Source organism: Pseudomonas sp. Z4-20, from assembly GCF_051131955.1.
In the GTDB taxonomy this organism is placed as follows: domain Bacteria; phylum Pseudomonadota; class Gammaproteobacteria; order Pseudomonadales; family Pseudomonadaceae; genus Aquipseudomonas; species Aquipseudomonas marvdashtae.
This window is the reverse complement of record NZ_CP071641.1, coordinates 2,192,979-2,217,036: the sequence shown is the minus strand read 5'-3', so window position 1 is coordinate 2,217,036 and position 24,058 is coordinate 2,192,979. Positions and strand designations below refer to the sequence as shown.

Genomic DNA, 24,058 nt, shown 5'->3' with positions numbered 1-24,058 from the left:
CCTTTTGCACCGCTCAGGTCACCGCTGCAATGAAAGCCCAAGCCCGCCATATCCTGGTGAAAACCGCCGAAGAAGCCGAACAGCTCAAGCAACGCATCGCCAAGGGCGAGGCGTTCGACGTCCTGGCGAAGAAATACTCCACCTGCCCCTCCGGCAAGCGCGGCGGTGACCTGGGTGAAGTACGGCCGGGGCAGATGGTCGGTGCCATCGACGCGGTGATTTTCAAGAAGCCGCTGCGAGTGGTGCACGGGCCGATCAAGAGCAAGTTCGGCTATCACCTGGTGCAGGTTTTTTACCGGGATTGAAGCGATCCTGAGCTGCGAACCAACCCGTTTGATCAGGACTGGTGGACACCCGTGGCGAGGGAGCTTGCTCCCGCTGGCCCGGTCCGACGCTTCGGGCGAAGCAGGCCCCTTCTTAGCGGCTGCTGCGCAGCCGAACGGGAGCAAGCTCCCTCGGCACAGAGAAAGTCCGCTGACTAATTGGGAATCAACGCCCCCGGTACCTGGATCACCCGGCTCGCCAACAGGTGCCCGGCCTCGGCCGCCTCCGCCGGGCTGCCACCCAGCAAGCGACTGGCCAGGTAGGCGGCGCTGAACGAGTCACCCGCCGCCGTCGTGTCCACCACCCGCTCGACCCGCTGGGCAGGCACTTCGTAAGACCGACCGTCACAACGGATCAGACAGGCTTCGGCGCCGCGCTTGAGCACCACTTCCGGCGTGCCCAGTTGCGCATACGCGGCAAACACCGCCTCGCTGTCGACGTAGCCGTACAGCGCCTGTTCGTCATCCACCGTCAACAGCGCCAGCTCGACGTAGGGCAACACGCTGCGATAAGCCGCGCGGGCGGCTTCGACCGAGGGCCAAAGCCTGGCCCGGTAATTATTGTCGAACACCACTTGCGCGCCGCGCCGGCGCGCCTCGAGCAGGGTCTCGATGAGTTTGCGCCGCCCCTGCTCGCCGATGACCGCCAGGGTGATGCCGCTGAAATAAAGCACGTCATAGCCAGGCAATGCCGCCAGGATCGGCGCGGCGGCCGGCGTGGTGAAGCACTCGCGCACCGCCGCCTCGTTGCGCCAGTACAGGAAGCGCCGCTCACCGGCCGCATCGGTCTGGATGCAATACAAGCCCGGCAGGCGCCCCGGCAAGCGCTGGACCATGCCCAGGCCAATACCTTCAACCGCCCAGCCCTGGCACATGGCGTCGCTGAAACTGTCATCGCCCAGGGCGGTGACGTAATCCACCGAACCTTTGTCGCCCAAGGCCCGGGCCAGGTACACCGCGGCGTTCAGCGTGTCACCGCCGAAGCTCTGTTGCAGGCTGCCGTCTGCGCGTTCTTGCAGTTCGATCATGCATTCGCCGATCAGCGCAATGCGAGGTGTTGAAGCTGTCATGGATAAATCCTGGTGTTTCGAGGAGGTCTGGGCACGAATCGGTCTGAACGTTAGAAACAGGTTTCCATGCTCTCGACCACCCGCAATCCCTCATCCACCAGGCACGCCACCCGCCATTTGTCGAACGTCAGGCACGGATGGGAGGTACCGAACGCAATGATGTCGCCAACCCGCAACTCGACGCCCGGCGTCACCGTCATGAAGGCATGCTGATCCATCACCGCCGTCACCTTGCAGCCGCTGATGTCGTCCCCAGCCACCGAATCCGAACCGGGCGTGTAGCGCTTGAGCGGCACCGGCAACCCAGCGTCGTAAGCGACGTCGCGCTTGCCCAGGGCAATCACCGCGAAGCCCGGCTCCGGCAACGATTGCACGTGGGCCCAGACTTCCAGGGCCGGGCGCAGGCCTTCGTGCAGGTCGTTGCGCCGCTCCAGTACGCAGCACTGCGCCTCTTTGTAGATGCCATGATCATGGGCCACGTAACTGCCGGGACGCAGCACGCTGAGGAAACGTCCGTGGGCATTGCGCGCTTCGAACGACTCGGCGATCAGGTCATACCAGGCCGAACCCGAGGCGGTAACGATGGGTTTGTCGATGGCAAACGCGCCGCTGTCCTGCAACTGCATCGCCAGTCCCACCAGGGACGCGGCGAACGCACGGATGCCGCTGACGGCGTGGTCGCCGTGGATCACGCCTTCGTAGCCTTCGATACCGGTCAATGCCAGCGCCGGTTGCGCGCCGATGGCCTCTGCCAGGGCCAGCACCTCGGCCTCGGTCCGGCAACCACAACGACCACCGACCACGCCGTATTCGATCATCACGTTCAAGCGCGCACCGCGAGAGGCGAAATAAGCCCCGAGCTCGGCGACGTTGTCTGGATGATCGACCAGGCAGTGAAATTCGAATGCCGAGTCGGCCAGCAGATCGGCGATCAGCGCCATGTTCGGCCGGCCCACCAACTGATTGGCCATCAACACCCGGCGCACGCCATGGGCGTAGGCGGCACGGGTCTGCACCGCCGTGGCGAGGGTCAGGCCCCAGGCGCCGGCTTCGATCTGGCGACGAAACAGCGCCGGGGTCATGCTGGTCTTGCCGTGGGGCGCCAGCTCGGCGCCGCTGTCGCTGACGAACTTTTGCATCCAGCGAATGTTGTGCTCCAGCGCCTCGCGATGCAGCACCAGGGCCGGCAGACTGACATCGTGCAGCAGATGGGCGCCCAGGAGAGCGGCGCCCTTTTCGACGCCGGCATGATCAATGGCAGAAGACATGTTCGAACTCCTCATACAGCCTCGGCTGTCTATTCGTTGATGCGACGGGCCAGGTTGTTGGCGCTTTCGATCAGCACCCGGCGGTAGTCGGCGTAATTGTTCTTGGCGTCGGCCCTTGGGGCGACGATGCACAGGGTCGCAATCGCCACGCCATTGGGGTCTTTGACCGGGGCGGCGAAGCAATGGGTAAAGGTGTCGGCAACGCTGTCGAAGGAGAAAAATCCATCAATGCCGGCCTGGCGGATTTCCTTGAGGAACTGTTCAAGGGGCAGGCGCTCGCCGTCCGGCAGGATGAAGTCGTCGGGATCGATCAGGTCGACGATCTGCTGGTCGCTCAAATGCGCCAGCAGCAGGCGCCCGGACGCGGTCCAGGGGATCGGCGCGTTCTCGCCGACGTCCGACGAAATGCGAAAATGCCGCTCGCCTTCCTTCATCAGCGCGACGGTGTATTTGCGCCCGTTGAGCAGGCACATCTGCGCCGTTTCCCGGGTCTGGCGGACGATTTCCTGCAGGGCCTGATCGGCCTCGCGGCTCAAATCGAAATGCCGCAGGTGCGCCTGCCCGAGAAAATACAACTGGCGGCCCAGGTAGACGTGACCGTCCTTGCCCACCGGCTCAAGGATGCGCCGCTCCAGCAGCGACGCCACCAGTTCGTAGACCGTGGACTTGGGGCTGCCGATGCCGCTGGCGATGTCGTTCGGGCGCAGCGGCTGGCCGATTTCCTTGAGGAAATCGAGAATATCGAACGCCCGATCCAATCCTCTAGCCCGGCGTTTGATGGTGTCTTCGGTCATGTCTGCGGTTCCTGAAATTTCACCCATAATCGCATGTATCTTTATTGTGGCGAGGGAGCTTGCTCCCGCTCGGCTGCGCAGCAGTCGCAAAAAGATGGGCCTGCTGCGCAGGCCAGCGGGAGCAAGCTCCCTCGCCACAAAAGCGAATTCGCCAGAATATCGTGTTCAGGCCTTTTTCTTGTAGGCGATGCAATCAATCTCGACCTTGCAATCGACCATCATGCTCGCCTGTACACAGGCGCGGGCCGGGGCGTGTTCAGGGCTGAAGTATTCGCCGAAGACCTTGTTGAAACTCCAGAAGTCCCGCGGGTCATCCAGCCATACCCCACAGCGCACCACATCCTCCAGGCCGTAGCCGGCCTCTTCGAGAATGGCCACCAGGTTCTTCATGGTCTGGTGCGTCTGCTCGACGATCCCCCCGGCAACGATCTCGCCGTTCACCGCCGGCACCTGGCCGGACACATGCAGCCAGCCATCGGCCTCCACGGCGCGGGCGAATGGCCGTGGCTGGCCACCGCCTGCGGTGCTGCCAGTGCCGTATCGCGTAATGCTCATGGTTATCTCCTTGTTGAATTGAATTTAAAAACGGGTGTTCTTGAGAAATTCCGCCAGGCGTGGCGATTGGGGGCGTTCGAACAGTTCCTTCGGCGGTCCCTGCTCTTCGATGCGGCCCTGGTTCATGAAGACGATTTTGTCGGACACCTCGAAGGCAAAGCGCATTTCGTGGGTCACCAGCAACATGGTCATGCCGTCTTCGGCCAGCCCCTTGATCACGTTCAGTACTTCGCCAACCAGCTCCGGGTCCAGGGCCGAAGTCACTTCGTCGAACAGCATCAGGCTCGGGTTCATCGCGATGGCCCGGGCAATCGCCACGCGCTGCTGCTGGCCGCCGGACAACTGACCGGGAAAATGATCGCGCCGTTCCAGCAGGCCGACCCGCTGGAGCCATTTTTCAGCCAAGGCCACCGCTTCATCCTTGGGCAGTTTTTTCACCTTGAGCAGTCCCAGCGTGACGTTCTGCAGCGCGGTCAAATGGGGGAACAGGTTGAATTGCTGGAAGGCCATGCCGGTCATCGCCCGATGTCGGGCGATGATTTTTTCGGGATGGCGGATACGCTTGCCGGCCACCTCGTCATAACCGATGGACTCGCCGTCGAGCACGATCTGGCCGCCCTGGAATTCTTCCAGCATGTTCACGCAGCGCAACAGCGTGGTCTTGCCCGAACCACTGGAACCGATGAGCGTGACCACGTTGCCGCGCTGCATGCTCAGGTCCACGCCCTTGAGCACTTCCAGCGGGCCGTACTGTTTGCGCAGGCCGCGAATGTCCAGCAGCGGTCGGGCGTTTGAGAGGGATACGTCAGTCATGGCAAGGCCACCCGCTTTTCAATGTGCCGCCCGAGCAATTCGATGGCGTAATTGATGATGAAAAAGAGAAACCCGGCGAACAGGTAGAACTCCAGAGTCATGAAGGTCCGGGCGATGATCTGCTGGGTGCTGAGCAGCAATTCGGCGACGCCGATCACCGACAACAGGGTCGAGGCCTTGACGATCTCCGTGGAGGAATTGACCCAGGTCGGCAGGATCTGTCGCAACGCCTGGGGCAACAGCACGTAAGCCAGCGCCTGGTGGAACGTCAGACCGATGGCCTGGCTCGCTTCCATCTGCCCACGGGGCAAGGCCTGCAAGGCACCGCGCACGATCTCGGCGACATGCGAACCACAAAATAGCGTCAAGCCCAGGACACCGGCCTGGAACGCGCCGATCTGCCAGCCCAGCGCCGGGGCCATGTAGAAGCAGGCCAGCACCAACACGAACACCGGCGTGCCGCGAATCAGGTCGACGTAGAAACGAAACGGCGCGCGCGTCCAGGCCCGCCCGTAGGTCAGCGCCAGCCCGGCGACGACGCCGATCAAGGTACCCAACACAATCGCCAGCAGCGAACACTGCACACTGGTCAGGAAACCGGCGAGCAAGGTGTCCCGGGCGACCCACAACTCATGCAACCAACTGGGGGATTCGTACATGGAACACTCCTAACGGCGGATCGCCAGGCGCTGCTCGAAATACCGCAGCAGCATGGCGATGAGGTAACAGGCCGCGACATACAGGGCCGTGGTCACCAGCCAAGTTTCAATCACCCGGTAGCTCTCCACGTTGATCTTGCGGGCGTAATAGGTCAGCTCCGGCACGGCAATCGCCGCCGCCAGGGACGTGTCCTTGAACAGCGAAATGAAGTTGTTCGACAGCGCCGGCAGCACATTGCGCAACATCACCGGCACGGTGACGTAGGCCTTCACCTGCCACTCGCCCAGGCCGATCGCCAACCCCGCCTCACGCTGTCCCTTGTGGATGCTCACCAGCCCGCCGCGGAACACTTCGGTCAGGTAGGCCCCGGCGTATAACGAAAGCGTGATGACAAACGATGGCAGCTTGTCCAGGCGAATGCCCAGGCTTGGCAAGGCGAAATAGATCAGCAGGATCAACACCAGGATCGGCGTATTGCGGATCACCGTGACGTACACCGAGGCCAGCACTCGCAGCAGGCGATGCTTGCTCAGCAATGCAAACGCCAGCAGCAGGCCGATCACACAACCGATGGCGATCGACACCAGCGCCAGGGAAAGGCCCAGGCCCAGCCCCGCCAGCAAGGTGTCGAAATCGCGCCAGACGGCGGCAAAGTTCAACTGATAATTCATGGTCGGCAATACCTTAGTCGGAGCGCCTTGATGTGGCGCTCCGGGCTCACAGGGTCATTTGTATTCAACCGGAAAACCAATGGCGGGCGACGGCAACTCGACACCGAACCACTGCTTGAACGACGCCGCATAGGTGGGGAATTCCACGCCGGTCATGGCCTCGTGCAGGGTGGTGTTGACGAAGTTCAACCAGTCCTGGTCGCCGCGCTTGACTGCACAGGCGTAGGTTTGCGGGCTCCAGGCATAGGCCGGGCTGCGGTAGCGCCCAGGGTTCTGCACCATCAGGTATTTGACCGAGGATTGGTCGGTGGCAGCGGCATCGGCGCGGCCGGAGTTCACTGCCTGATACATCAAGTCGACGCTGTCGTATTGATCGACCTTGGCCTGGGGCAGTGCCTGGTGCACCAGTTCTTCGGCATAGACGTTCTGCAACACCGCCACGGTGACGTCGTCGCCAGCGGCCTTGAGGTCTTCGATTTCCTTGAACTTGCTGTTGGCCGGCAGCAGCAGGCCTACCCCTTCGCGGTAGTACGGCAAGGTAAATGCCACCTGCTGGGCCCGGCTGGCGGTGACGGTGATGAACTGGCAACTCATGTCGACCTTGTCGGTCAGCAGGTTGGGAATCCGCGCATCGGACGACTGCACGACGAACTCGACTTTCTCCGGGTCATTGAACAGCCCTTTAGCGACCATCCGCGCAATGTCGATATCGAACCCCTGCAACTTGCCATCCGCTCCCTGGAAGTGCCACGGCGCGTTGGTGCTGCCGGTGCCCACGATCAATTTCCCGCGTTGCAGTACGCTGTCGAGCTTGCTGTCGGCCGCCTGGGCGACACCCATGGCAGCCGTCGTGGCTGCGAAGAAAAAAACACACGCTTTGAACAAGGAAGGTCGGCGTTGCATGGCAAGCACTCCAAAGTGAGTTTATTCCGCTATACCGGAACGTGGTATGTAACAACGGAATAGACAGCAGAAAGTGTGCCACAGCCTTTCGGCCCTGGGGAGGGATAAATGGAAAGCGAAGGAAATCAGCCAGATAGAAATAATCCACGACTCAGCGGCGTTGCGACGCGAAAGTGCGTTGCTACCCTTGGCTACGGCTGCCGGGTAGCAAGGCCCCATCCCGAAGCGCCGGCGAGTGCCGGGTACACCCGTCGCACCGAAACGGGGCCGTCTAACTGTCAACTCTGACAGTAGCGATGCCGGGGCCTGTTGCTTATCGTTTCAGGCACCGTCTCGATAGCAGGGAAGCCAGCCATGAGTTCGCTCATTACCCACGTCACGACCCAAACGGACTACCGCAACGCCCTCAAGACCTGGCGCCCGGTGATTTTCTATTTCGGCCATCCGCACTGCTACGCCTGCGGCATGGCCGACCCGCTGTTCTGCAAAGTCGCCGAAGCCTTCGTAAACCGCGCCGTGATCTACAAACTGAGCACCGACCAGTCGCCCCGGCATCCACACGTCACCGGGACGCCCACTGTGCTGTTCTATAAAGACGGGAAGTTGCGCCGCAAGCTCAAGGGCATCGGCGACCAGGCCTCACTGGTCCAGGCATTCAACGAACTGGTCGGGCGGACCAGACCCAGGCGCGCGCCGCCGGCGTCCCGTCACGATTTGCGCTGGCTGCATAAACGATTGCAAACGCTGTGTACGGTGCGCCGCGGGCCGGTGCTTTTGAGATTACGAGCGCTGCCTCGTTAACGGTGCCTCAGACCTTCAGCTCTGCCTCAAGGAAGCTCACCAACGCCTCCACCCGCGCACTGCGCAACGTGCGCGAGGGCACGAGCAAATTGATCGGTGCGCTGTCGAACCGCCAGTCCGCGAGCACGCGCACCAGCCGTCCTTCGGTCACGGATTTGCTGACGTCCCACTGCGAACGTAACACCAGCCCCAGGCCCTCCTCCGCCCAGCGCCGGGCCACGCTGCCATCGTTGCTCATCAAGGCCGGCTTGATGCGCAGGGTTTTGCGCCGTTGCTCGTTGCGCAGGTGCCACAGCGTGACATCCTCGTCGTTTTCACGGATGCAAATGCAGCGGTGCCCGGCGAGTTGCTCGGGTGACGTAGGCATACCGTGTTGCTCCAGATAGGCCGGGCTCGCGCAGAGCCATCGTTCATTCGAGGTCAGGGGGCGGGCGACCCAAAGACTGTCGCTGAGGTTGCCGATGTGGATCACCGCATCGCTGTCGTGACGATCGGGCCAAGGCGTTTCCCGCAAATCGAGATGGAGGCATAACTGCGGATGCAGCCGGGCAAAACGCGCCAGCAGCGGCGCAACGCGTTGACGACCGAAGCCGAACGGCGCCGTCAACCTGAGAGTGCCGACCAGTTGATCATTGCGGCGCCTGAACGACTCGGGTAGCGCTTCAAGCTGTTCCAGCAAGCTCGCACTCTGTTGGGCGAAACGCTCGCCGTCGGCCGTCAGGCTCAGGCGCCGCGCGTCGCGGTTGGCCAGGGTCAGGCCGAGCAATGCCTCCAGCTTGCGCAGGCGCATCGACAGCGCGGGGGGCGAGACATCCAGCGCCCTGGCGGCAGCGCTCAAAGAATCGGAACGCGCCAATGTCACGGTCATGCGCAGGTCTTCGAGGCTGATCATTCAGTTCAACTTAATGATTGATGATGGCGCATTGAACCACGACTTCACGCTGATTGAGTAGAGTCACACCAGTCCCATCCACCCGAGTCCTGCCCATGCCAGCCTCAATCACCACACTCGATACCCCCGCCGCGCTCATCGACGTCACGCGCATGGGCCACAACATCCAGCGCATGCAGCAACGCATGGACGCCCTGGGCGTGCGCTTGCGCCCCCACATCAAGACCAGCAAATGCCTGCCGGTGGTCCAGGCGCAGCTCGACGCCGGGGCCAGCGGCGTCACCGTGTCCACCTTAAAGGAAGCGGAACATTGTTTCGCGGCGGGCATCCAGGACATCTTTTATGCCGTCGCCATGGCGCCCGGCAAACTGCCTCAAGCCCTGGCTCTCAAGCGCAAGGGTTGCCGCCTGGGCATTCTCACCGACAGCCTGGCGGGAGCGCAGGCCATCGTTGATTTCGCCCAGCAGCACGACGCGCGTTTCGACGTCTGGATCGAGATCGACTGCGACGGCCATCGATCCGGCCTGCGGGTCGATGACGACTCGCTCATCCCCATCGCACGGTTGCTCAACGACGGCGGCATGCAGCTTTGCGGCGTCATGACCCACGCCGGCTCCAGCTACGAACTCGACACCCCTCAGGCGTTGCAAGCCTTGGCCGAACAGGAACGCAGCACTTGCGTCAGCGCCGCCCAACGGCTGCGCGAAGCCGGGCTGGCCTGCCCGCAGGTCAGCATCGGTTCGACGCCCACGGCGCTGTCGGCACTGAGCCTGGAGGGCGTGACCGAAGTGCGCGCTGGCGTCTATGTGTTCTTCGACCTGGTGATGCAGAACGTTGGCGTCTGCCAGCCGGATGAGCTGGCGCTGAGCGTACTGACCACCGTCATCGGCCATCAGCCCGACAAAGGCTGGATCATCACTGATGCTGGCTGGATGGCCATGAGCCGCGACCGCGGGACCCAACGTCAGCAGCGGGATTTCGGCTATGGACAAGTGTGCACCGAAGCCGGCGAATGGATCGAGGGCGCACTGCTCACGGGCGCCAATCAGGAACACGGCATCATCACCCTCGCTGACGCCACGGGCGTCGATATCACGACGCGCTTTCCGATCGGCCACCGCCTGCGCATCCTGCCCAACCATGCCTGCGCCACTGGCGCGCAGTTCCCCCATTACCACGCCTGTGAAGCCACCGGCGAGGTGCACACCTGGAGTCGCCTGCATGGCTGGTGAAATCGATGTTATCCAGACCGTTGATGCCGCAGCGCCAGGCGGACATTACTCCCAAGCGGTTGCGTACCAGGGCATGCTGTATGTCTCGGGACAATTGCCGATACGCGCCGATGGCTGCCACCGCATTGGCGAGCCCTTCGAGGTGCAAGTGACCGTCGCCCTGGATAACTTGATGGCGATTCTCGGCGCGGCGGGCCGGCGTCCAAGTGACTTGTTGAAGGTGACGGTGTACATCGCAGGCATTGAGCACTGGCCTGCGTTCGACCGGATCTACACGCGCTACCTGGGCGACCATCGACCCGCACGTGCAGTGGTCCCCGTGCCGGCTCTGCATCACGGGTACCTGATTGAAATCGAAGCGCTGGCCGGTGGCGGTTAAGGGCATGAAATAGACCTCAGCCCCCCCGGAAGCGATGTCGCTACATTTTTTGCGAAGTTAGCCTGGCAGATACAGCAGATTGTTCTTTGTCGGGCTCAACAACGGCACATCCCGCCAGGACCGCTTTGGTAGTTTATCGGGAAGAATCACGGCCTGCTTTCGGCTACGTCGTCACTGCTTCAGGAGCCCGTTGGATGACCACCCAAACCTCGAATATTGCACAAACCACCGGGCAGTTTTATATCGATGGACGCTGGCAGTCGCCAGCCCGATCGACGACGCTATCGGTGATCAATCCCGCCACCGAAGAAATGATCGCCGAGGTTGCCCAAGGCTCCTCCCAAGACGTCGACCGCGCCGTCGCGGCGGCTCGCGCGGCGTTTCCCGGTTGGGCCGCGACGCCGGTGGCGGACCGTGCATTGATCGTCGGCAAGATTCACGAGCTGATGCTCGAACGTAAGGAAGCGCTGGCCCAGGTGCTATGCCTGGAGATGGGCGCGGCCATCGGTTTCGCGCGGTCCATGCAGGTGCCATTGGCCGCCGAGCACGTTCGGGTCGCGCGCGATGTGCTGTGTTCTTTTCGCTTCCAGCACGTGGAAAACGGCACGGCCATCGTGCATGAACCCATTGGTGTCTGCGGCCTGATCACGCCGTGGAACTGGCCGCTTTACCAGATCACCGCCAAGGCCGCGCCGGCGATAGCCGCCGGCTGCACCGTGGTGCTCAAGCCCAGCGAACTGTCGCCCTTGAGCGCCCTGTTTTTCGCCCAGTTGGTGCATGACGCGGGCCTCCCCGCCGGCGTATTCAACCTGGTCAATGGCAACGGTGCCGAGGTCGGCACGGCCATGGCGGCACACCCGGACATCGACATGATCTCCATCACCGGCTCCAACCGCGCGGGCGCCTTGGTCGCGCAAGCTGCCGCCGCCACGGTGAAGCGCGTCACCCAGGAGCTGGGCGGCAAGTCACCGAATATATTGCTGCCCGACGCGGACTTCGCCAAAGCCGTGCCGCCGGGGGTGTTGTCGGCGTTCCGCAACGTCGGCCAGTCGTGCAGCGCACCAACCCGAATGATTGTGCCGCGCAACCGCTTGGCGGAAGTCGAGGCGCTGGCCGCCGCCACCGCCAACGCGATCATCGTCGGTGACCCCTTGTCGGAAGAAACCGTACTGGGTCCGATCGCCAACGAGGCACAGTTCAAGCGCGTGCAGGCCATGATCGAAGCGGGCTTGGCTGAAGGGGCAAAACTGCTCTGCGGCGGTCCGGGGCGCGTAGCGGGTTTCGAGAAAGGCTTCTACACCCGGCCAACGGTGTTCTCCCACGTCAGCACCGGCATGCGCATCGCCCAGGAAGAGATCTTCGGCCCGGTGCTGTGCATCATCCCCTACGACACGGTGGATGAAGCGGTGGCCATCGCCAACGACACCGTCTACGGCCTGGGCGCCCATGTCCAAGGCCAGGACCTCGATCAGGCCCGCGCCGTGGCCGCGCGCATCCGCGCCGGGCAAGTGCTGTTGAACTACCCGGCCTGGAATCCCATGGCGCCATTCGGGGGTTACAAGCGTTCGGGAAACGGACGCGAATATGGGGTGCATGGGTTTGAGGAATATCTGGAAATCAAGGCGATTGTCGGGTTCGAGTGACTGCCCTACTCCTCGAACCGCCCCGTGCCCTCACGATCACGTTCGTAGTGCCGGGCCAGCGCAAACGCCGGCAGCCAGGACTCGCGGCGCACGGTCCAGCTTTCGTAGGTGGGCATCAGTTGGTCGGGCGCATCCAGCGTGCCCAGGTTCAGTTCAATCTCGTCGCCACTGCGGGCGAACAGGGATGAGCCGCAGGTGGGGCAGAAATGGCGCCCGGCATAGTCCCGGGTTGCGCCCGTGATCGTCACCGCGTCCTCGGGGAACACCGCGGCGGCGTAAAACACTGCGCCAAGGTGCTTGCGGCAATCGAGGCAGTGGCAAAGGCCGACCCGGTATGGGCGCCCCGAAGCTTCAATGCGAATGTTGCCGCACAGGCAACCGCCGGTGAATCGGTCCATTGTGCATCTCCTCTGCTATCGAGAATTTTCATGACGTGTGCCGATCAAGAATAGGTGCATGTTGCGCCATCAGCTCGAGCACCCAGTCGATGAACACTCGCAACTTGGCGCTGATGTGACGGTTCGGCGGGTAAGCCACGTAGAGCGGCATCGGGTCCAGGCGCCAGCCTGCGAACAGCGGCACCAGCGTACCCTGCGCCTCGTGGAGTCGTGACATGTAGCTGGGCAGCCAGAGTATTCCCAACCCCGCCAGGCCTGCGGCGAGGTAAGCGTTGCCATCGTCGACCGCCACGACGTAACGCCCTTTGATGTGCAGGCGCTCGTCGTGGTTGTGCATGGCGTAAGGCAGCGCTTTGCCGGTGCGTGCCCAGAGGAAACCGACGATGCGGTGCTCGGAATCCTCCAGTTCCCGGGGATGGACGGGCGTGCCCACGCGCGCCAGGTAACTCGGCGCGGCGAAGACGCCGAGGGCCAGGTCGCCGACGCGCCGGGCGATCAGCGACTGATCCGTCAGTTCGCCGCCACGCACCACGCAATCGACGTTTTCATCAATGATGTCGACGATGCGATCGCTCACGCCCATGTCGATCTGGATGTCCGGGTAGCGGGCATGAAAAGCCGGCAGCGCCGGCACCAGGATTATCGCGGCCAGCGGGCTCGGCACATCCACCCGCAGACGCCCTCGAGGCAGCGCCTGAGCGCTGGACAGGCTGGTCTCGGCATCGTCCATGTCAGCCAGCAGGCGAATCGCCCGCTCGTAGAAGACCGCGCCGTCAGCGGTGACATTGACCTTGCGCGTCGTGCGGTTGAGCAACTTGACCCGCAAGCGTGCCTCGAGCTGCTGCACCAGTTGGGTCACGGTGGTCTTGCTCATGTGCAGGGTTTGCGCCGCCTTGGTAAAACTGCCCGCCTCCACCACTCGAACAAACGCCTGCATCGCATCGAAACGATCCATCTTCCCCGCCACCTCCGTCAGATTGTTCGGAATTCACAAACAGTGAGCGCCAAGGTTGCTCGTTTATCGCCCGGGGACAAGCCCCTAGAGTGACGTCAACGATGAATTCGCGTCGTTCCACATGATTTCCGGAGGTCCCCATGACACCGCGTGACGTAGTTTTCCCACCCGGACGCCAGGCGCTATACGAACGCAACCGCTATTCGCCGGCGATTCGTTCCAATGGTTTCCTGTTCGTGTCCGGGCAAGTCGGCAGCACCGAGGATGGCTCGCCCGAGCCCGTGCTGGAAGACCAGGTCCGCCGCGCCTTCAACAATCTCAAGGCGATACTCGCCGCCGCAGATTGCAGCTTTGACGATGTGGTCGATGTCACGGTCTTCATGGTCGACCCGCAGTCGATTTTCGAGCGGGTCTGGAGCGTCGTGCCCGAATTCTGGGGCAACGCGCCGCACCCGACGCTGACGGCCGTAGGCGTGACGTGGCTGTATGGTTTTCAGTTCGAGATCAAGGTGATCGCCAAATTGCCTGAAGGCGACAGGTAACGCGTTGACCTACGCACGACAAAGCAATGCCATCGCGAGCAGGTCCGCGATGGCGAAGCGTCAACCTTTCACCGCTGCCTGGATCGCCGCGATGTCGATCCTGGTCATCGTCATCATGGCTTCGAAGGCACGCTTGGCGGCGGCCTTGTCGGTGCTGATGACGGCATCGACCAGCACGCGGGGACTGATCTGCCACGACACACCCCATTTGTCCTTGCACCAGCCGCAGGCGCTGGCCTGGCCGCCGTTGTCGATGATCGCGTTCCACAAGCGGTCCGTTTCGGCCTGGTCATCGGTGGCGACCTGGAACGAAAAAGCCTCGTTGTGCTTGAACATCGCGCCGCCGTTGAGCCCGATACAAGGGATGCCGATCACCGTGAAATCCACGGTGATCACATCGCCCTGCTGGCCGGCCGGGTAATCGCCCGGCGCATGATGGATGGCGTTCACTGCGCTGTCGGGAAACGTCCTTGCATAGAACTCCGCCGCTTCCTGCGCAGTGCCGTCGTACCAGAGACAGATCCTGTTTTTATTGTTCATTGCGCTTCTCCGAAAGGGACTGGACGGTAAAGTCTAGCAGCCCCCCGCGAAGGTGAATGACCAGGCCTCAGGTGAACAGATCGACACCCAGTTGGAATGCAACCCACAGCGCCAGGCCAGTGGCAAAGACCAGGGCGATGTTTTCGAACAGGTTGTTGCGGTATTCCTTGCTCAGCAACGACTTCTGGTTGGACATGATCAACAGGCCCAGGGAAATCACCGGCAAGCCAATGATGTTCAGCGCATTGACGCCGATGGTCAGGGTCACGAAGTCCGGCATGCCGGGCAGCGACCAGATCAGCGGTGTCACGAGGATGAACAGCATGAACCACTTGTGCATCGGGTCGCGATGGAATTCCTTGCCATAACGCTCGCGACGCTCGGGCTTGACGTGCTGGAAGGCGTCGGTGATGAGCATCGGAAACGCCGTGGTCTTGCCGGAAATACTGGCGAACAACGTGGCGAAGACACCGATGAAGAAGACGTACCAACCGATCGGGCCGAAGAAGATTTCCAGGGCCTTGCCCAAGTCGCCCAGGGTGTTGACCTCAATGCCGTTGGGCCGCAGGATTTCCGCGCCGACGATCCAGATCGCCAGGTTGATGACGATGCCGACGAACACCGCAAACAGCAGGTCGTTACGCTGGATGCGCTTGTGCTCCGGCCCGACCCAACCTTTCTGGCGCATGACGTAGGGGTGGACGAAGTTGGCGATGGAACCCGCCACCGCACCGATCACCGACACCGCCACCAGCAGCGCACCGTGCACGCCTTCATCGGGCGGGATGCTGAAGCCGATGGTGCCTTTGACGATACCGGCGACATCCGGCCCGGACATCACCGCCAGCGCCAGGAACGCCAGGGTCATGATCGCCAGCAGCGCCTTCATCACGCCCTCGATCATCGTGTAGATATTGCGACCGACGAGCATCCACACCGCCAGCACCACCGCCACCGAACAGAGCAGCGCGTAGTCCGTCTTGAGCAGCATGGCCAAGGCCTCGCCGGCGCCCTTGATCATGTAGGCATTCATCAGATGCCCCATGAGCAGCGCATACACCAGCAGGAACCAGGCAAAGAACGGATTGAGTTGCGCGTAGCCTTGCAGGATGGTCATGCCCTGGTTATTGCAGAGCTGGAAGCGCGCGATGATGTTGACGATCAGGTATCGAAGCAGCAGCGACACCGCCAACACCCACATCATGGCGTAGCCGTAGTTTGCGCCGGCCACGGAAGAGGTGATGAGGTCGCCGGCGCCCAGCCAGGACAGTACCGCGATGATACCGGGGCCAAGTAGCTTCAACAGTCGTGTGAAGCGGCCTCGCGCGGGGGCACTGGCCTTGCCTTCTACGGAAGGAATGCTCGACATGGATGGATCTCCGTTATTTTTTTTGTGCGAACGGCGACAGTCCATCATATTTCGTACGACATCGTACAACCAAAATTAAACCGGGAGTATGTAAAAATGTTTCCAGGCCTGAGGTATGGGAAAACGCCACTACGGCAAGCCCTCACGGGACACTCCCCTGCTCGCCATGGTTGATCATCCAGCGAATCATGCTCGCCACCGGCACGCGATAGTGTTGGACCGCGTTCAAACCCGCCTGCTCATGCCGATATCGTTCGACATAGCGGCTGAGCAACACATGACTGCCATCCTCGGCAAGCCGCAGCTCAACTTCGTGGCAATGCAGAGCACCTTGGCCGAGGGTTTTCACCCGACGGCGCAGGACCAGCGCTTCGCTATTCATCCGCGGCCCCTTCTTCCTGGCATTGCGGCTCGTCTTGCACGGAGCCCAGTTTGCCGTCGGCGACGAAGTCGGCGCGCCGTTGCGCGATCGCGTCGCGGAGCGCCACGTAATAATCGGGTTGGGTTTGCAGCTTGTCGGTGAGCGGCAACGCCTCGGCGCGACCATCGACAACACCACCCACGGTCTTGATCGTGCCCAACGTCTCGACGGTATCGCTGTTGCTGCCGAACGGGTCCACGGCGAAGCTCACCACCTTGCCGGTCGCATCGCGCAAATTGCCGGTGCCAAACAACGGCAGCTCGACAATCGGCCCGGGGGCGATGTTCCAGACGCCGAAGGTCTGGCCGAAATCGGCCTCGTGGCGCTCGATGCCCATCTTGCCCGACACGTCGATCAGCCCGACCATGCCCACGGTGGTGTTGATGACAAACCGCCCCAAGGTGGTGACCGAGCGCTGCCCGTTGCCTTGCAACAGATCGTTGATGAACACCTTGGGCTCGCCGAAGTTGGCGACGAAATTGTGCACGCCGGTCTGGACCATGTCCGGCAGTTTGCGATAACCCCGGGCGACGGGGGCCAGCGCGTAATCGTCGAGCGTGCGGTTGAAAGCGAAGATGCCGCGGTTCACCGGCTCGACGGGGTCGTGCACGGCGTAGGGAGCAGGCTGGCAACTGCCTGGCGTTGCCGGGGGCGTGCTGGTGCAACCGCTGGCAAACGCCGCCAGCGCAACGATGACAGTGGATCGAGCAAGCAGCGGCGCGGGTCTGGCGATCGGCATACAGAATTATCTCGGCGAGGAATAAGGAGTGCCTACCCGTTGAAAGCCGAACACCAAACCCGTGGCGAGGGAGCTTGCTCCCGCTGGGTCGCGAAGCGGCCCCCAAAAATCCATGAGCGCTTCGCACTCAAGCGGGAGCAAGCTCCCTCGCCACAGGGTTCAGTGCACAGCTTCATTGGCTGACATCGATGCAAGCCTGCCGCTGTTTTCTTGCCTGAAGATTTCCGCAATGTTGCGCGCCGGTCGCTTTGTTTCCAGATTGAAATATATGACGCAAGCGGCGGATTGACCCTAGTATCGCCTCCTGTATCCCTTGCCCGACGTGACCACTGTGAGCCATCTACTCCTGGTGGACGACGACCTCGAAGTCCTCGCCCTCCTGCGCAAATTCCTCGAACAACATGGCTACAGCGTCGAAGTGGCCGCCGACGGCGCGGCGCTGTGGCAGGCGGTCGAGCGGCGGATGCCCGACCTGATCATCCTCGACGTCATGCTGCCGGGCGACAACGGCCTGGTGCTCTGCCAGCGACTGCGGGCCGAACACCGGGTCGGAATCATCATGCTCACCGCCATGGGCGAGTTGAGCGATCGCGTCGTCGGCCTGGAAATGGGCGCCGACGATTACCTGACCAAACCCTTCGACGCCCGCGAGCTGCTGGCCCGGGTCCGCGCCGTCCTGCGGCGTACCGGCGAAGCCAGGGGCAGCCTGGGCGATATCTCCCGGCCGGTGCTGGAATTCGAGGGCTGGCAGCTGGACGTCACCCGCCGCGAGTTGCGCTCCCCCGACAAGGTCATGATTCCGCTGTCCACCGGCGAGTTCGAATTGCTGCTGGTCTTCGCCGAACACCCGCGCCGCGTACTGACCCGCCAGCAGTTGCTAGATATGGCTCGTGGCGAAACCTTCGATGCGTTTGACCGCAGCATCGATGTCCAGGTCAGCCGACTGCGGCGCAAACTGGAGTCCGACGTTACGGGCCCATCGATGATCCGCACCGTCCGCAACAGCGGCTACCTGTTCAGTCCCCACGTGGTGAAGCGATGATCAGCCAGCGCACCAAAGTGCCTCGGCCACGGGACACGGTCGCACGCTGGATCGCCCTGACCACGATGCTCGCAATGTTGACGCTGCTGGCCCTCAACGAGCTGTTTTCCCTGCTGGCCGGCGCCTGGGCGCGCCCTCCCCTGATGGAAACCGGCCTGATGGAAAAGGCGGCGGCCATCACCCGCATCATCGACTCGGTCGACTCCGGACAACGGCTCGACATTGCCAAGGCCGCCAGCGACCAAGGGCTCAGCGTGCAGTGGTTGCAGCGCCGTGAAGAGGCGCGGTTGCCCATCGTCGACGACCCAGAGTTCAGCGAGGGCTCGGCGTTTTTGCGTCGTCAACTGGGCAGGCCCGACGCCCGCGTAGAAGCCTACGAGCCGGGCGATTGGCCCACCGATGATCCCGCTCGGCGCTACGCCCTGATCATCGAGCTGGCCGACCATACCTGGGTGGACCTTTCCGTGGCCTCACGCAGCTGGGGCCTGGGGGAATGGCAGCGCAACCTGATCATTATCGCGCTGATCCTGCTCTCGACATTGATCGTCGCCCTGATTGCCACGCGGCACCTGGCGACACCGCTGGAACGCTTCGCCGAGGGCGCCAGGCGCTTCGGCGTGGATTTCCGGGCGCCGCCCATCCCGGTCGTCGGCCCCTTCGAGATCCGCCAGGCGATCCTGGCGTTCAATGCCATGCAGGCCCAGCTCAAGCATTTCGTCCAGGACCGCACACAAATGCTCGCGGCTATTTCCCATGATTTGCGGGCACCGTTGACCCGCATGCGCCTGCGCGGGGAATTCATCGAGGACGCCGAACAGCAATCGAGATTATTCAGGGACGTCGATGAAATGCAGGCGATGGTCAACGCGGCATTGGAGTTCTTCCGCGACGAAGCGCGGCTCGAGCACGCCACGGCATTCGACCTGGCAGAACTGCTGCACACTGTCGTCGATGACTTCAGGGACGCAGGTATCGAGGTCTACTTTGAGGGCGCCCAGCGGTTTGTCTATGTAGGCCGGCCCATCGGGATAAAACGTGCGCTGACCAACCTGATCGACAACGCGATCAAATACGGCACCGAGCCCAGCGTCCAGCTCAAGGCCTATACGGACTGCGTCGAGATCCGCGTCCTCGACCGCGGTCCGGGCATCGCGCCGCCATTTCACGAGCAAGTCTTCGCGCCATTCTTTCGCATCGAGGGTTCGCGCAACAAGAACACCGGCGGCGTCGGCCTGGGCCTGTCGGCGGCGCGGGCGACGGTGCTGGAGCATGGCGGCACGCTGACCCTCAGGAATCGGCGCGATGGTGGCCTGGAGGTCAAAGTCACGCTCCCGCTCAATTGACTCCTGGGCGAACAATGCCCTAAACATCACGCGCCTTCCCCGGTAGGATGTCCGGCCTTTGCCTTGGACCCAGTCGCCTGGAATTGCCTGATGATCCTGATCGTTTACGCCCATCCCTACCCCGACCAGTCGCGGGTCAACCAGCAAATGCTCAAGCGCGCGTCCGCCAATCCGCACGTGGTGATACGGTCTCTCTACGACCTCTATCCCAACTTCGACATCGACGTCGAGGCCGAACAGCGCGCCGTCGAACAGGCAGGCCTGGTCGTGCTCCAGCATCCGATGTACTGGTACAGCATGCCGCCCCTGCTGAAATTGTGGATCGATAAGGTGTTTACCCACGGCTGGGCGTACGGCAAAGGCGCAACGGCCCTCACGGACAAAAGCCTGCTCTGGGCGGTGACCACCGGCGGCGAACACGATCATTTCCAGATGGGCGCCTATCCAGGCTTTTGCGTGCTGGCCCAGCCCCTCCAGGCGACCGCACTTTACTGCCACATGCGCTGGTTGGAGCCGGTGGTCGTGCATGGCGCGTATGCCGCCGAATCCGACGCCCAACGCGCACAAATCGAACACTACGGCGAACGCCTGGCCGCCTGGAAGGAAGATTGATATGGAGACCCATAGCCTGATTGAAATGCTGATCTACCTGGCCTCGGCGACGTTGATCGTACCGATTGCCGTACGTTTCGGCCTGGGCCCGGTGTTGGGTTACCTGCTGGCCGGCTGCGTGATCGGTCCGTGGGGGCTGAAGCTGATTACCGACGTAAAGGCCATCCTGGAGTTCGCCGAAATCGGCGTGGTCCTGATGCTGTTCATCATCGGCCTTGAGCTCGATCCCAAACGCCTGTGGGCGTTGCGTCGGATGGTGTTTGGTGGCGGCGCGCTACAGATGCTCGCTTGCGGTGCCGCCATTGCGGCGTTCTGCGCAGCCCTCGGGCTGGGTTGGACGGCCGCTCTGCTGGTGGGCCTGACCCTGAGCCTTTCCTCCACGGCCATCGCCATGCAGGCGATGAGCGAACGCAACCTGACCGCGACCGCCGTGGGCCGCAGCAGCTTTGCCGTGCTGCTGTTCCAGGACATCGCGGCCATTCCGCTGGTCGCCATGATCCCGTTGCTGTCGGCCCACGGCAATACACCGTCGGGCACCGCCCTGGCGTTGTCGATCGTCAAGATCGTCGCCGCCATCAGCGTCGTCGTGCTGCTCGGGCGTTACGTGACGCGACCGCTGCTGCGCTTCGCCGCTCGCTCGGGCCTGCGTGAAATCTTCAGTGCCGTGGCGCTGTTCCTGGTGTTCGGCTTCGGCTTTCTGCTGGAAGAAGCCGGCCTGTCGATGGCCATGGGCGCCTTCCTCGCCGGCGTGCTGCTGGCCAGTTCTGAATACCGCCACGCCTTGGAGAGCGACATCGAACCGTTCAAGGGCCTGCTACTGGGGTTGTTCTTCATCGGCGTCGGCATGTCGATCGATTTCGGCACGCTGATCGATTCACCGCTGAAAGTCATCACCCTGACCCTCGGGTTCATCCTGATCAAGCTGTTGGTGATCAAGACCGTCAGCCGCTTCCTCAACGTCCCCGACGGCCAGCGTTCCTGGCAGGCGGTATTGCTCGGCCAGGGCAGCGAGTTCGCCTTTGTGGTGTTCGGCGCCGCGACGCTGGCCGGCATCCTGACCGATCAGTGGGGCAAGAGCCTGACGCTGGCGGTGGCCCTGTCGATGTGCGTGACGCCGCTGCTGATTCTGCTGCTGGAGCGGATCGAGTCGGCCAGCAAGAAAGACCGCCAGGAATCCGACCTCGTCGACCAGCAGAACCCGCGGGTGATCATTGCCGGCTTCGGCCGTTTCGGACAGATCGCCGGACGTTTGCTGATGTCCTGCGGCGTCGAGGTGGTGGTCCTGGATCACGACCCTGACAACATCGAGACGCTGCGCAAATTCGGCGTGAAAGTGTTCTACGGCGATGCCACGCGCCTCGACCTGTTGCACGCGGCCGGCGCGGCACAGGCGGCGGTGCTGATCAATGCGATCGACGATCAGCAAGACAACCTGACGCTGACCCGGTTGGCCCAGGAGCACTTCCCCACGTTGAAACTGGTCGTCCGCGCGCGGGACATGGGCCACCTGATCAACCTGCGGCAGATGGGTGTCGAGGTTGCCGAGCGGGAAACCTTCGAAAGCGCGCTGGCGTTGGGTCGCCGGGCACTGGTGCAGATGGGTGTCGGCGCTTACGAGGCGCGCGAACGCGCCGATCAGTTCCGCCGCTTGAATCTGCAGATGCTCGAGGAAATCGTCGCCCAACCGGAAGATGACCTCACGTTCCGGCACGACGCCTACCGACGCGCCAACGCGTTGCTCACCGAGATGTTCAACGAAGACCGCGCCCGCCCCGTCGACAGCTGGCCGGAACACCATCGAAACGAGACGGATGAGGCGCGTGGCTAGCCGGTCACCACTGACATCAGCACCGGCTCCCTGGGCAACATGGGCAGGCGTTGAAAATCGACTTCTTTCACCACCAGCCGCCATTGGACGTGGCGGCACAGATGTTCGAAAGTTTTCTGCATCAGGGCCAGCGTCAGCGGCTCGCCCGGGCAGCGGTGATAGGTGTAATCCCCGCCGCCCTGGCTGATGACAGAGGTTCTCATGGGGCACCGGCCGAAACGTTCGGGCGCAAAGCTTTCCGGGGTTTTCCAGTGCGCCGGATCACGGTTGGAGCCAAACAGATCGAGCAGCACCCGAGTGCCTTTTTCGAAGCGGTAGCCTCGCCACTCGAAACTCTCGCGCACAAACGCCGCCACCATTGGAAAGAACGCGTAAAAGCGCCGCGTTTCCTCGGCAAAAGCCCAAGCCGCAGCGTCATCGCGAGCAATGCTGGCGCGCCATTGCGGCCGGCGTTCCAACTCGATCAGCCCGAACAACAGAAAGCGCCCCACCGCCACCACTGGACGCAAAATATTTAGCAGCTCCACTGCCGCTATCCGCGGTGGGAGCAACTGGCCCTGCTCATCGCGATGCCATGCGAGTTGTTGCAGCGGGGTCTGCTGCGATGCTGGCGCCGGGTCTTGCCGACAGTTTTCTATCCAGCGCGCCGCCTGGGCCTCGCAGGCCTTGCGCCGCATCCAGGCGGCCGGCATCCGCCAGTCGACGCGGCCGTTGCCATCGATCAGCGAGGCGAGCCGACGGGTCAACCGGTGCATTTGCCGATCACTCATCATTGGCACGCCGGCCCACTCGCAGACCGATCGACACAGCAGCGCCTCGATCCACGGCAGGAATTCGATCGGCTGGTTCGCCGCAAGCTTCGCCGCCGCTTCGCTCAAGTGAGCCTCGTAGAGGCCGACCAGGCGGTTTACGCTTTCCTTGTCCAGCACGTCGAGAAACAGCTGCTTGCGTCGCGCATGAGGTGCGCCATCCAGACCCTGGACGCCGCCAGCGCCCAACAGGATGTTGCGCAGCGGCGCCGGCGTCGACGTGGGGGTCCGGACGAAGCGCCGCGCATCGTAGAACAGCTCCACCGCTTCCAGCCCACTGAGGCACAGCGTGCGCCGTCCCAGCAGTCGGGTCTGGAAAACCGGACTGCCATAGGCGACGCAACGCTTGCGTATGAACGGGTAGCCCTCGCGCAAGAAAGCCAAGGTTGAATCAGCCCAGCGGTGGCCGGGAATAGAAGGGTCTGCCATGACGAAATCCTTGCCTGACAACGATATGTCTGGGACATCGCCCGGCTGGACCCTGTTCGATTTTTCAGGCGAATGGAGACTGCCCGGAGGGGCTGCGGCTAAACCATGGCGTCAAGCTCAGCCAACATAGGCGCCGGAATGTGCAGCTCACTGGCCGAGATATTTTCCCGCAGGTGAGCCACTGACGACGTACCGGGAATCAGCAGGATATTCGGCGCACGTTGCAGCAGCCATGCCAGCGCAACGCACAGCGGCGACGCCTCCAGGCGCGCGGCAACGTTCGACAACGTTTCCGATTGCAGCGGCGTAAAGCCACCCAGTGGGAAGAACGGCACGTAGGCAATGCCCTGGCGGCCCAGGTCGGCGATAAGTTGTTCATCGTCGCGATGGGTCAGGTTGTAGTGATTCTGCACGCAGACCACCTTGGCGATGCCTTGGGCCTCCCTGACTTGCGCTGCCGTGATGTTGCTCAGGCCCAGATGGCGGATCAAGCCTTGGCGCTGCAACTCGGCCAATGCTGTGAAGGACTCTTCAATCGATCCTTCAGCGGGCGCATGCACATCGCCCATGACCCGCAGGTTGACCACGTCCAGCACCTCGACGTCGAGGTTGCGCAGGTTGTCGTGCACCGCACGGGTCAGCTCGGCGGGGCTCTGGGCTGCGTTCCATGACGCATCGGCGCCACGAACAGCACCGACCTTGGTCACGATGACCAGGTCGTCGGCGTAAGGGTGCAGCGCCTCGCGGATCAGTTGGTTGGTGACATGGGGCCCGTAAAAATCGGCGGTATCGATGTGATTGACTCCGGCCGCCAAGGCTTCGCGCAGCACGGCGATGGCCGCCGCCGGGTCCTTGGGCGGTCCGAAGACCTGCGGCCCCGCCAGTTGCATCGCGCCGTAGCCCATGCGGTTGACCGTACGATTACCCAGTAAAAAAGTCCCTGCCTTGTCTGCCCTGCTCATCGCGTACCCCTTGAATTAGTCTGTGTGAGCCGACTATAGGCGTTGACCACTCCACTGATAATCAG

At 62.6% G+C, this 24,058-nt stretch carries 27 protein-coding genes; 10 read left to right on the top strand and 17 right to left on the bottom strand.

Annotated elements, in window-relative coordinates:
* Positions 1 to 29 precede the first annotated feature (29 nt).
* A complete protein-coding gene (locus J3P82_RS10350) occupies positions 30 to 305 on the top strand; it encodes a peptidylprolyl isomerase (protein ID WP_019690952.1) in 276 nt (91 codons plus the stop codon).
* 173 nt (positions 306 to 478) lie between these two features.
* On the opposite strand, the gene J3P82_RS10345 is transcribed toward J3P82_RS10350, so the two are convergent.
* The 8 genes from J3P82_RS10345 to J3P82_RS10310 form a co-directional block, all read right to left on the bottom strand.
* A complete protein-coding gene (locus J3P82_RS10345) occupies positions 479 to 1,393 on the bottom strand; it encodes a sugar kinase (RefSeq protein WP_434562801.1) in 915 nt (304 codons plus the stop codon).
* A gap of 50 nt (positions 1,394 to 1,443) precedes the next feature.
* Complete coding sequence (locus tag J3P82_RS10340) at positions 1,444 to 2,661, bottom strand: amino acid deaminase (protein WP_434562799.1); 1,218 nt, start codon at positions 2,659 to 2,661, stop codon at positions 1,444 to 1,446.
* 29 nt (positions 2,662 to 2,690) lie between these two features.
* Complete coding sequence (locus tag J3P82_RS10335; protein ID WP_434562797.1) at positions 2,691 to 3,455, bottom strand: IclR family transcriptional regulator; 765 nt, start codon at positions 3,453 to 3,455, stop codon at positions 2,691 to 2,693.
* A gap of 165 nt (positions 3,456 to 3,620) precedes the next feature.
* The gene (locus J3P82_RS10330) at positions 3,621 to 4,010 is read right to left on the bottom strand and encodes a RidA family protein (RefSeq protein WP_434562795.1); all 390 of its coding nucleotides are present in this window, start codon (positions 4,008 to 4,010) and stop codon (positions 3,621 to 3,623) included.
* A 24-nt stretch (positions 4,011 to 4,034) separates the two neighbouring features.
* A complete protein-coding gene (locus tag J3P82_RS10325) occupies positions 4,035 to 4,823 on the bottom strand; it encodes an amino acid ABC transporter ATP-binding protein (protein ID WP_434562793.1) in 789 nt (262 codons plus the stop codon).
* On the bottom strand, positions 4,820 to 5,482 hold the full coding sequence (locus J3P82_RS10320; protein WP_434562791.1) for an amino acid ABC transporter permease: 663 nt from the start codon (positions 5,480 to 5,482) through the stop codon (positions 4,820 to 4,822). The genes J3P82_RS10325 and J3P82_RS10320 overlap by 4 nt, the downstream gene beginning before the upstream one ends.
* A 9-nt stretch (positions 5,483 to 5,491) precedes the next feature.
* Complete coding sequence (locus tag J3P82_RS10315; protein ID WP_186609149.1) at positions 5,492 to 6,154, bottom strand: amino acid ABC transporter permease; 663 nt, start codon at positions 6,152 to 6,154, stop codon at positions 5,492 to 5,494.
* Positions 6,155 to 6,208: 54 nt separating this feature from the next.
* Positions 6,209 to 7,057 (bottom strand): transporter substrate-binding domain-containing protein, encoded by an 849-nt coding sequence (locus J3P82_RS10310; RefSeq protein WP_434562789.1) that lies wholly within the window; start codon positions 7,055 to 7,057, stop codon positions 6,209 to 6,211.
* 354 nt (positions 7,058 to 7,411) lie between these two features.
* On the opposite strand from J3P82_RS10310, the gene J3P82_RS10305 reads away from it, so the two are divergent.
* Positions 7,412 to 7,858 (top strand): thioredoxin family protein, encoded by a 447-nt coding sequence (locus J3P82_RS10305; RefSeq protein ID WP_434562787.1) that lies wholly within the window; start codon positions 7,412 to 7,414, stop codon positions 7,856 to 7,858.
* Between the two features lie 7 nt (positions 7,859 to 7,865).
* Here the strand turns inward: J3P82_RS10305 and J3P82_RS10300 are convergent, their stop codons facing one another.
* Positions 7,866 to 8,750 (bottom strand): LysR family transcriptional regulator, encoded by an 885-nt coding sequence (locus J3P82_RS10300; protein WP_434562785.1) that lies wholly within the window; start codon positions 8,748 to 8,750, stop codon positions 7,866 to 7,868.
* Positions 8,751 to 8,845: 95 nt separating this feature from the next.
* Between J3P82_RS10300 and J3P82_RS10295 the strand changes: the two genes are divergently transcribed.
* The 3 genes from J3P82_RS10295 (at position 8,846) to J3P82_RS10285 (ending at position 12,004) form a co-directional block, all read left to right on the top strand.
* Complete coding sequence (locus J3P82_RS10295; protein WP_434562783.1) at positions 8,846 to 9,982, top strand: DSD1 family PLP-dependent enzyme; 1,137 nt, start codon at positions 8,846 to 8,848, stop codon at positions 9,980 to 9,982.
* A complete protein-coding gene (locus tag J3P82_RS10290) occupies positions 9,972 to 10,361 on the top strand; it encodes a RidA family protein (protein WP_434562781.1) in 390 nt (129 codons plus the stop codon). Before J3P82_RS10295 ends, J3P82_RS10290 begins: the two co-directional genes overlap by 11 nt.
* Positions 10,362 to 10,555: 194 nt before the next feature.
* Positions 10,556 to 12,004, top strand: coding sequence for an aldehyde dehydrogenase family protein (locus J3P82_RS10285; RefSeq protein WP_434562779.1), 1,449 nt, complete (start codon positions 10,556 to 10,558; stop codon positions 12,002 to 12,004).
* A gap of 5 nt (positions 12,005 to 12,009) precedes the next feature.
* Here the strand turns inward: J3P82_RS10285 and J3P82_RS10280 are convergent, their stop codons facing one another.
* Positions 12,010 to 12,402, bottom strand: a complete 393-nt coding sequence (locus tag J3P82_RS10280; protein ID WP_434562777.1) for a GFA family protein — start codon at positions 12,400 to 12,402, stop codon at positions 12,010 to 12,012.
* A gap of 28 nt (positions 12,403 to 12,430) precedes the next feature.
* Positions 12,431 to 13,357, bottom strand: a complete 927-nt coding sequence (locus J3P82_RS10275) for a LysR substrate-binding domain-containing protein (RefSeq protein ID WP_434562775.1) — start codon at positions 13,355 to 13,357, stop codon at positions 12,431 to 12,433.
* A 140-nt stretch (positions 13,358 to 13,497) separates the two neighbouring features.
* On the opposite strand from J3P82_RS10275, the gene J3P82_RS10270 reads away from it, so the two are divergent.
* The gene (locus tag J3P82_RS10270) at positions 13,498 to 13,899 is read left to right on the top strand and encodes a RidA family protein (RefSeq protein WP_186637513.1); all 402 of its coding nucleotides are present in this window, start codon (positions 13,498 to 13,500) and stop codon (positions 13,897 to 13,899) included.
* Positions 13,900 to 13,959: 60 nt separating this feature from the next.
* Here J3P82_RS10270 and J3P82_RS10265 read toward each other — a convergent pair whose 3' ends face one another.
* The 4 genes from J3P82_RS10265 to J3P82_RS10250 form a co-directional block, all read right to left on the bottom strand.
* Entirely contained in the window at positions 13,960 to 14,439 is a 480-nt protein-coding gene (locus tag J3P82_RS10265; protein ID WP_434562773.1) for a VOC family protein, read from the bottom strand.
* Between the two features lie 67 nt (positions 14,440 to 14,506).
* Positions 14,507 to 15,808: an Nramp family divalent metal transporter gene (locus J3P82_RS10260; protein WP_434562771.1), complete on the bottom strand. Its 1,302-nt coding sequence runs from the start codon at positions 15,806 to 15,808 to the stop codon at positions 14,507 to 14,509.
* A 142-nt stretch (positions 15,809 to 15,950) separates the two neighbouring features.
* A complete protein-coding gene (locus J3P82_RS10255) occupies positions 15,951 to 16,190 on the bottom strand; it encodes a hypothetical protein (protein ID WP_434562769.1) in 240 nt (79 codons plus the stop codon).
* Positions 16,183 to 16,968, bottom strand: a complete 786-nt coding sequence (locus tag J3P82_RS10250; RefSeq protein ID WP_434562767.1) for an MlaA family lipoprotein — start codon at positions 16,966 to 16,968, stop codon at positions 16,183 to 16,185. Before J3P82_RS10250 ends, J3P82_RS10255 begins: the two co-directional genes overlap by 8 nt.
* A 331-nt stretch (positions 16,969 to 17,299) precedes the next feature.
* Between J3P82_RS10250 and J3P82_RS10245 the strand changes: the two genes are divergently transcribed.
* The 4 genes from J3P82_RS10245 (at position 17,300) to kefC (ending at position 21,793) form a co-directional block, all read left to right on the top strand.
* Entirely contained in the window at positions 17,300 to 18,010 is a 711-nt protein-coding gene (locus tag J3P82_RS10245) for a response regulator (RefSeq protein ID WP_434562765.1), read from the top strand.
* The gene (locus tag J3P82_RS10240) at positions 18,007 to 19,353 is read left to right on the top strand and encodes a sensor histidine kinase (RefSeq protein WP_434562763.1); all 1,347 of its coding nucleotides are present in this window, start codon (positions 18,007 to 18,009) and stop codon (positions 19,351 to 19,353) included. The genes J3P82_RS10245 and J3P82_RS10240 overlap by 4 nt, the downstream gene beginning before the upstream one ends.
* A 90-nt stretch (positions 19,354 to 19,443) precedes the next feature.
* Entirely contained in the window at positions 19,444 to 19,965 is a 522-nt protein-coding gene (kefF, locus tag J3P82_RS10235; RefSeq protein ID WP_434562761.1) for a glutathione-regulated potassium-efflux system oxidoreductase KefF, read from the top strand.
* Position 19,966: 1 nt separating this feature from the next.
* On the top strand, positions 19,967 to 21,793 hold the full coding sequence (gene kefC, locus J3P82_RS10230) for a glutathione-regulated potassium-efflux system protein KefC (protein ID WP_434562759.1): 1,827 nt from the start codon (positions 19,967 to 19,969) through the stop codon (positions 21,791 to 21,793).
* On the opposite strand, the gene J3P82_RS10225 is transcribed toward kefC, so the two are convergent.
* The gene (locus J3P82_RS10225) at positions 21,790 to 23,031 is read right to left on the bottom strand and encodes a cytochrome P450 (protein WP_434562757.1); all 1,242 of its coding nucleotides are present in this window, start codon (positions 23,029 to 23,031) and stop codon (positions 21,790 to 21,792) included. The genes kefC and J3P82_RS10225 overlap by 4 nt on opposite strands.
* A 98-nt stretch (positions 23,032 to 23,129) precedes the next feature.
* Entirely contained in the window at positions 23,130 to 23,993 is an 864-nt protein-coding gene (locus tag J3P82_RS10220) for an aldo/keto reductase family oxidoreductase (protein ID WP_434562755.1), read from the bottom strand.
* Positions 23,994 to 24,058: the final 65 nt, after the last annotated feature.

Excerpts from the sequence above, each read along its gene's own strand:
- J3P82_RS10345 (WP_434562801.1), bottom strand. The coding sequence starts at position 1,393 with ATGACAGCTTCAACACCTCGCATTGCGCTGATCGGCGAATGCATGATC.
- J3P82_RS10220 (WP_434562755.1), bottom strand. The coding sequence starts at position 23,993 with ATGAGCAGGGCAGACAAGGCAGGGACTTTTTTACTGGGTAATCGTACG.
- J3P82_RS10310 (WP_434562789.1), bottom strand. The coding sequence starts at position 7,057 with ATGCAACGCCGACCTTCCTTGTTCAAAGCGTGTGTTTTTTTCTTCGCA.
- J3P82_RS10305 (WP_434562787.1), top strand. The coding sequence starts at position 7,412 with ATGAGTTCGCTCATTACCCACGTCACGACCCAAACGGACTACCGCAAC.
- J3P82_RS10295 (WP_434562783.1), top strand. The coding sequence starts at position 8,846 with ATGCCAGCCTCAATCACCACACTCGATACCCCCGCCGCGCTCATCGAC.
- J3P82_RS10325 (WP_434562793.1), bottom strand. The coding sequence starts at position 4,823 with ATGACTGACGTATCCCTCTCAAACGCCCGACCGCTGCTGGACATTCGC.
- J3P82_RS10280 (WP_434562777.1), bottom strand. The coding sequence starts at position 12,402 with ATGGACCGATTCACCGGCGGTTGCCTGTGCGGCAACATTCGCATTGAA.
- J3P82_RS10300 (WP_434562785.1), bottom strand. The coding sequence starts at position 8,750 with ATGATCAGCCTCGAAGACCTGCGCATGACCGTGACATTGGCGCGTTCC.
- kefF (WP_434562761.1), top strand. The coding sequence starts at position 19,444 with ATGATCCTGATCGTTTACGCCCATCCCTACCCCGACCAGTCGCGGGTC.
- kefC (WP_434562759.1), top strand. The coding sequence starts at position 19,967 with ATGGAGACCCATAGCCTGATTGAAATGCTGATCTACCTGGCCTCGGCG.
- J3P82_RS10225 (WP_434562757.1), bottom strand. The coding sequence starts at position 23,031 with ATGGCAGACCCTTCTATTCCCGGCCACCGCTGGGCTGATTCAACCTTG.
- J3P82_RS10250 (WP_434562767.1), bottom strand. The coding sequence starts at position 16,968 with ATGCCGATCGCCAGACCCGCGCCGCTGCTTGCTCGATCCACTGTCATC.
- J3P82_RS10320 (WP_434562791.1), bottom strand. The coding sequence starts at position 5,482 with ATGTACGAATCCCCCAGTTGGTTGCATGAGTTGTGGGTCGCCCGGGAC.
- J3P82_RS10240 (WP_434562763.1), top strand. The coding sequence starts at position 18,007 with ATGATCAGCCAGCGCACCAAAGTGCCTCGGCCACGGGACACGGTCGCA.
- J3P82_RS10335 (WP_434562797.1), bottom strand. The coding sequence starts at position 3,455 with ATGACCGAAGACACCATCAAACGCCGGGCTAGAGGATTGGATCGGGCG.
- J3P82_RS10265 (WP_434562773.1), bottom strand. The coding sequence starts at position 14,439 with ATGAACAATAAAAACAGGATCTGTCTCTGGTACGACGGCACTGCGCAG.
- J3P82_RS10315 (WP_186609149.1), bottom strand. The coding sequence starts at position 6,154 with ATGAATTATCAGTTGAACTTTGCCGCCGTCTGGCGCGATTTCGACACC.
- J3P82_RS10275 (WP_434562775.1), bottom strand. The coding sequence starts at position 13,357 with ATGGATCGTTTCGATGCGATGCAGGCGTTTGTTCGAGTGGTGGAGGCG.
- J3P82_RS10255 (WP_434562769.1), bottom strand. The coding sequence starts at position 16,190 with ATGAATAGCGAAGCGCTGGTCCTGCGCCGTCGGGTGAAAACCCTCGGC.
- J3P82_RS10350 (WP_019690952.1), top strand. The coding sequence starts at position 30 with ATGAAAGCCCAAGCCCGCCATATCCTGGTGAAAACCGCCGAAGAAGCC.
- J3P82_RS10330 (WP_434562795.1), bottom strand. The coding sequence starts at position 4,010 with ATGAGCATTACGCGATACGGCACTGGCAGCACCGCAGGCGGTGGCCAG.
- J3P82_RS10285 (WP_434562779.1), top strand. The coding sequence starts at position 10,556 with ATGACCACCCAAACCTCGAATATTGCACAAACCACCGGGCAGTTTTAT.
- J3P82_RS10290 (WP_434562781.1), top strand. The coding sequence starts at position 9,972 with ATGGCTGGTGAAATCGATGTTATCCAGACCGTTGATGCCGCAGCGCCA.
- J3P82_RS10270 (WP_186637513.1), top strand. The coding sequence starts at position 13,498 with ATGACACCGCGTGACGTAGTTTTCCCACCCGGACGCCAGGCGCTATAC.
- J3P82_RS10260 (WP_434562771.1), bottom strand. The coding sequence starts at position 15,808 with ATGTCGAGCATTCCTTCCGTAGAAGGCAAGGCCAGTGCCCCCGCGCGA.
- J3P82_RS10340 (WP_434562799.1), bottom strand. The coding sequence starts at position 2,661 with ATGTCTTCTGCCATTGATCATGCCGGCGTCGAAAAGGGCGCCGCTCTC.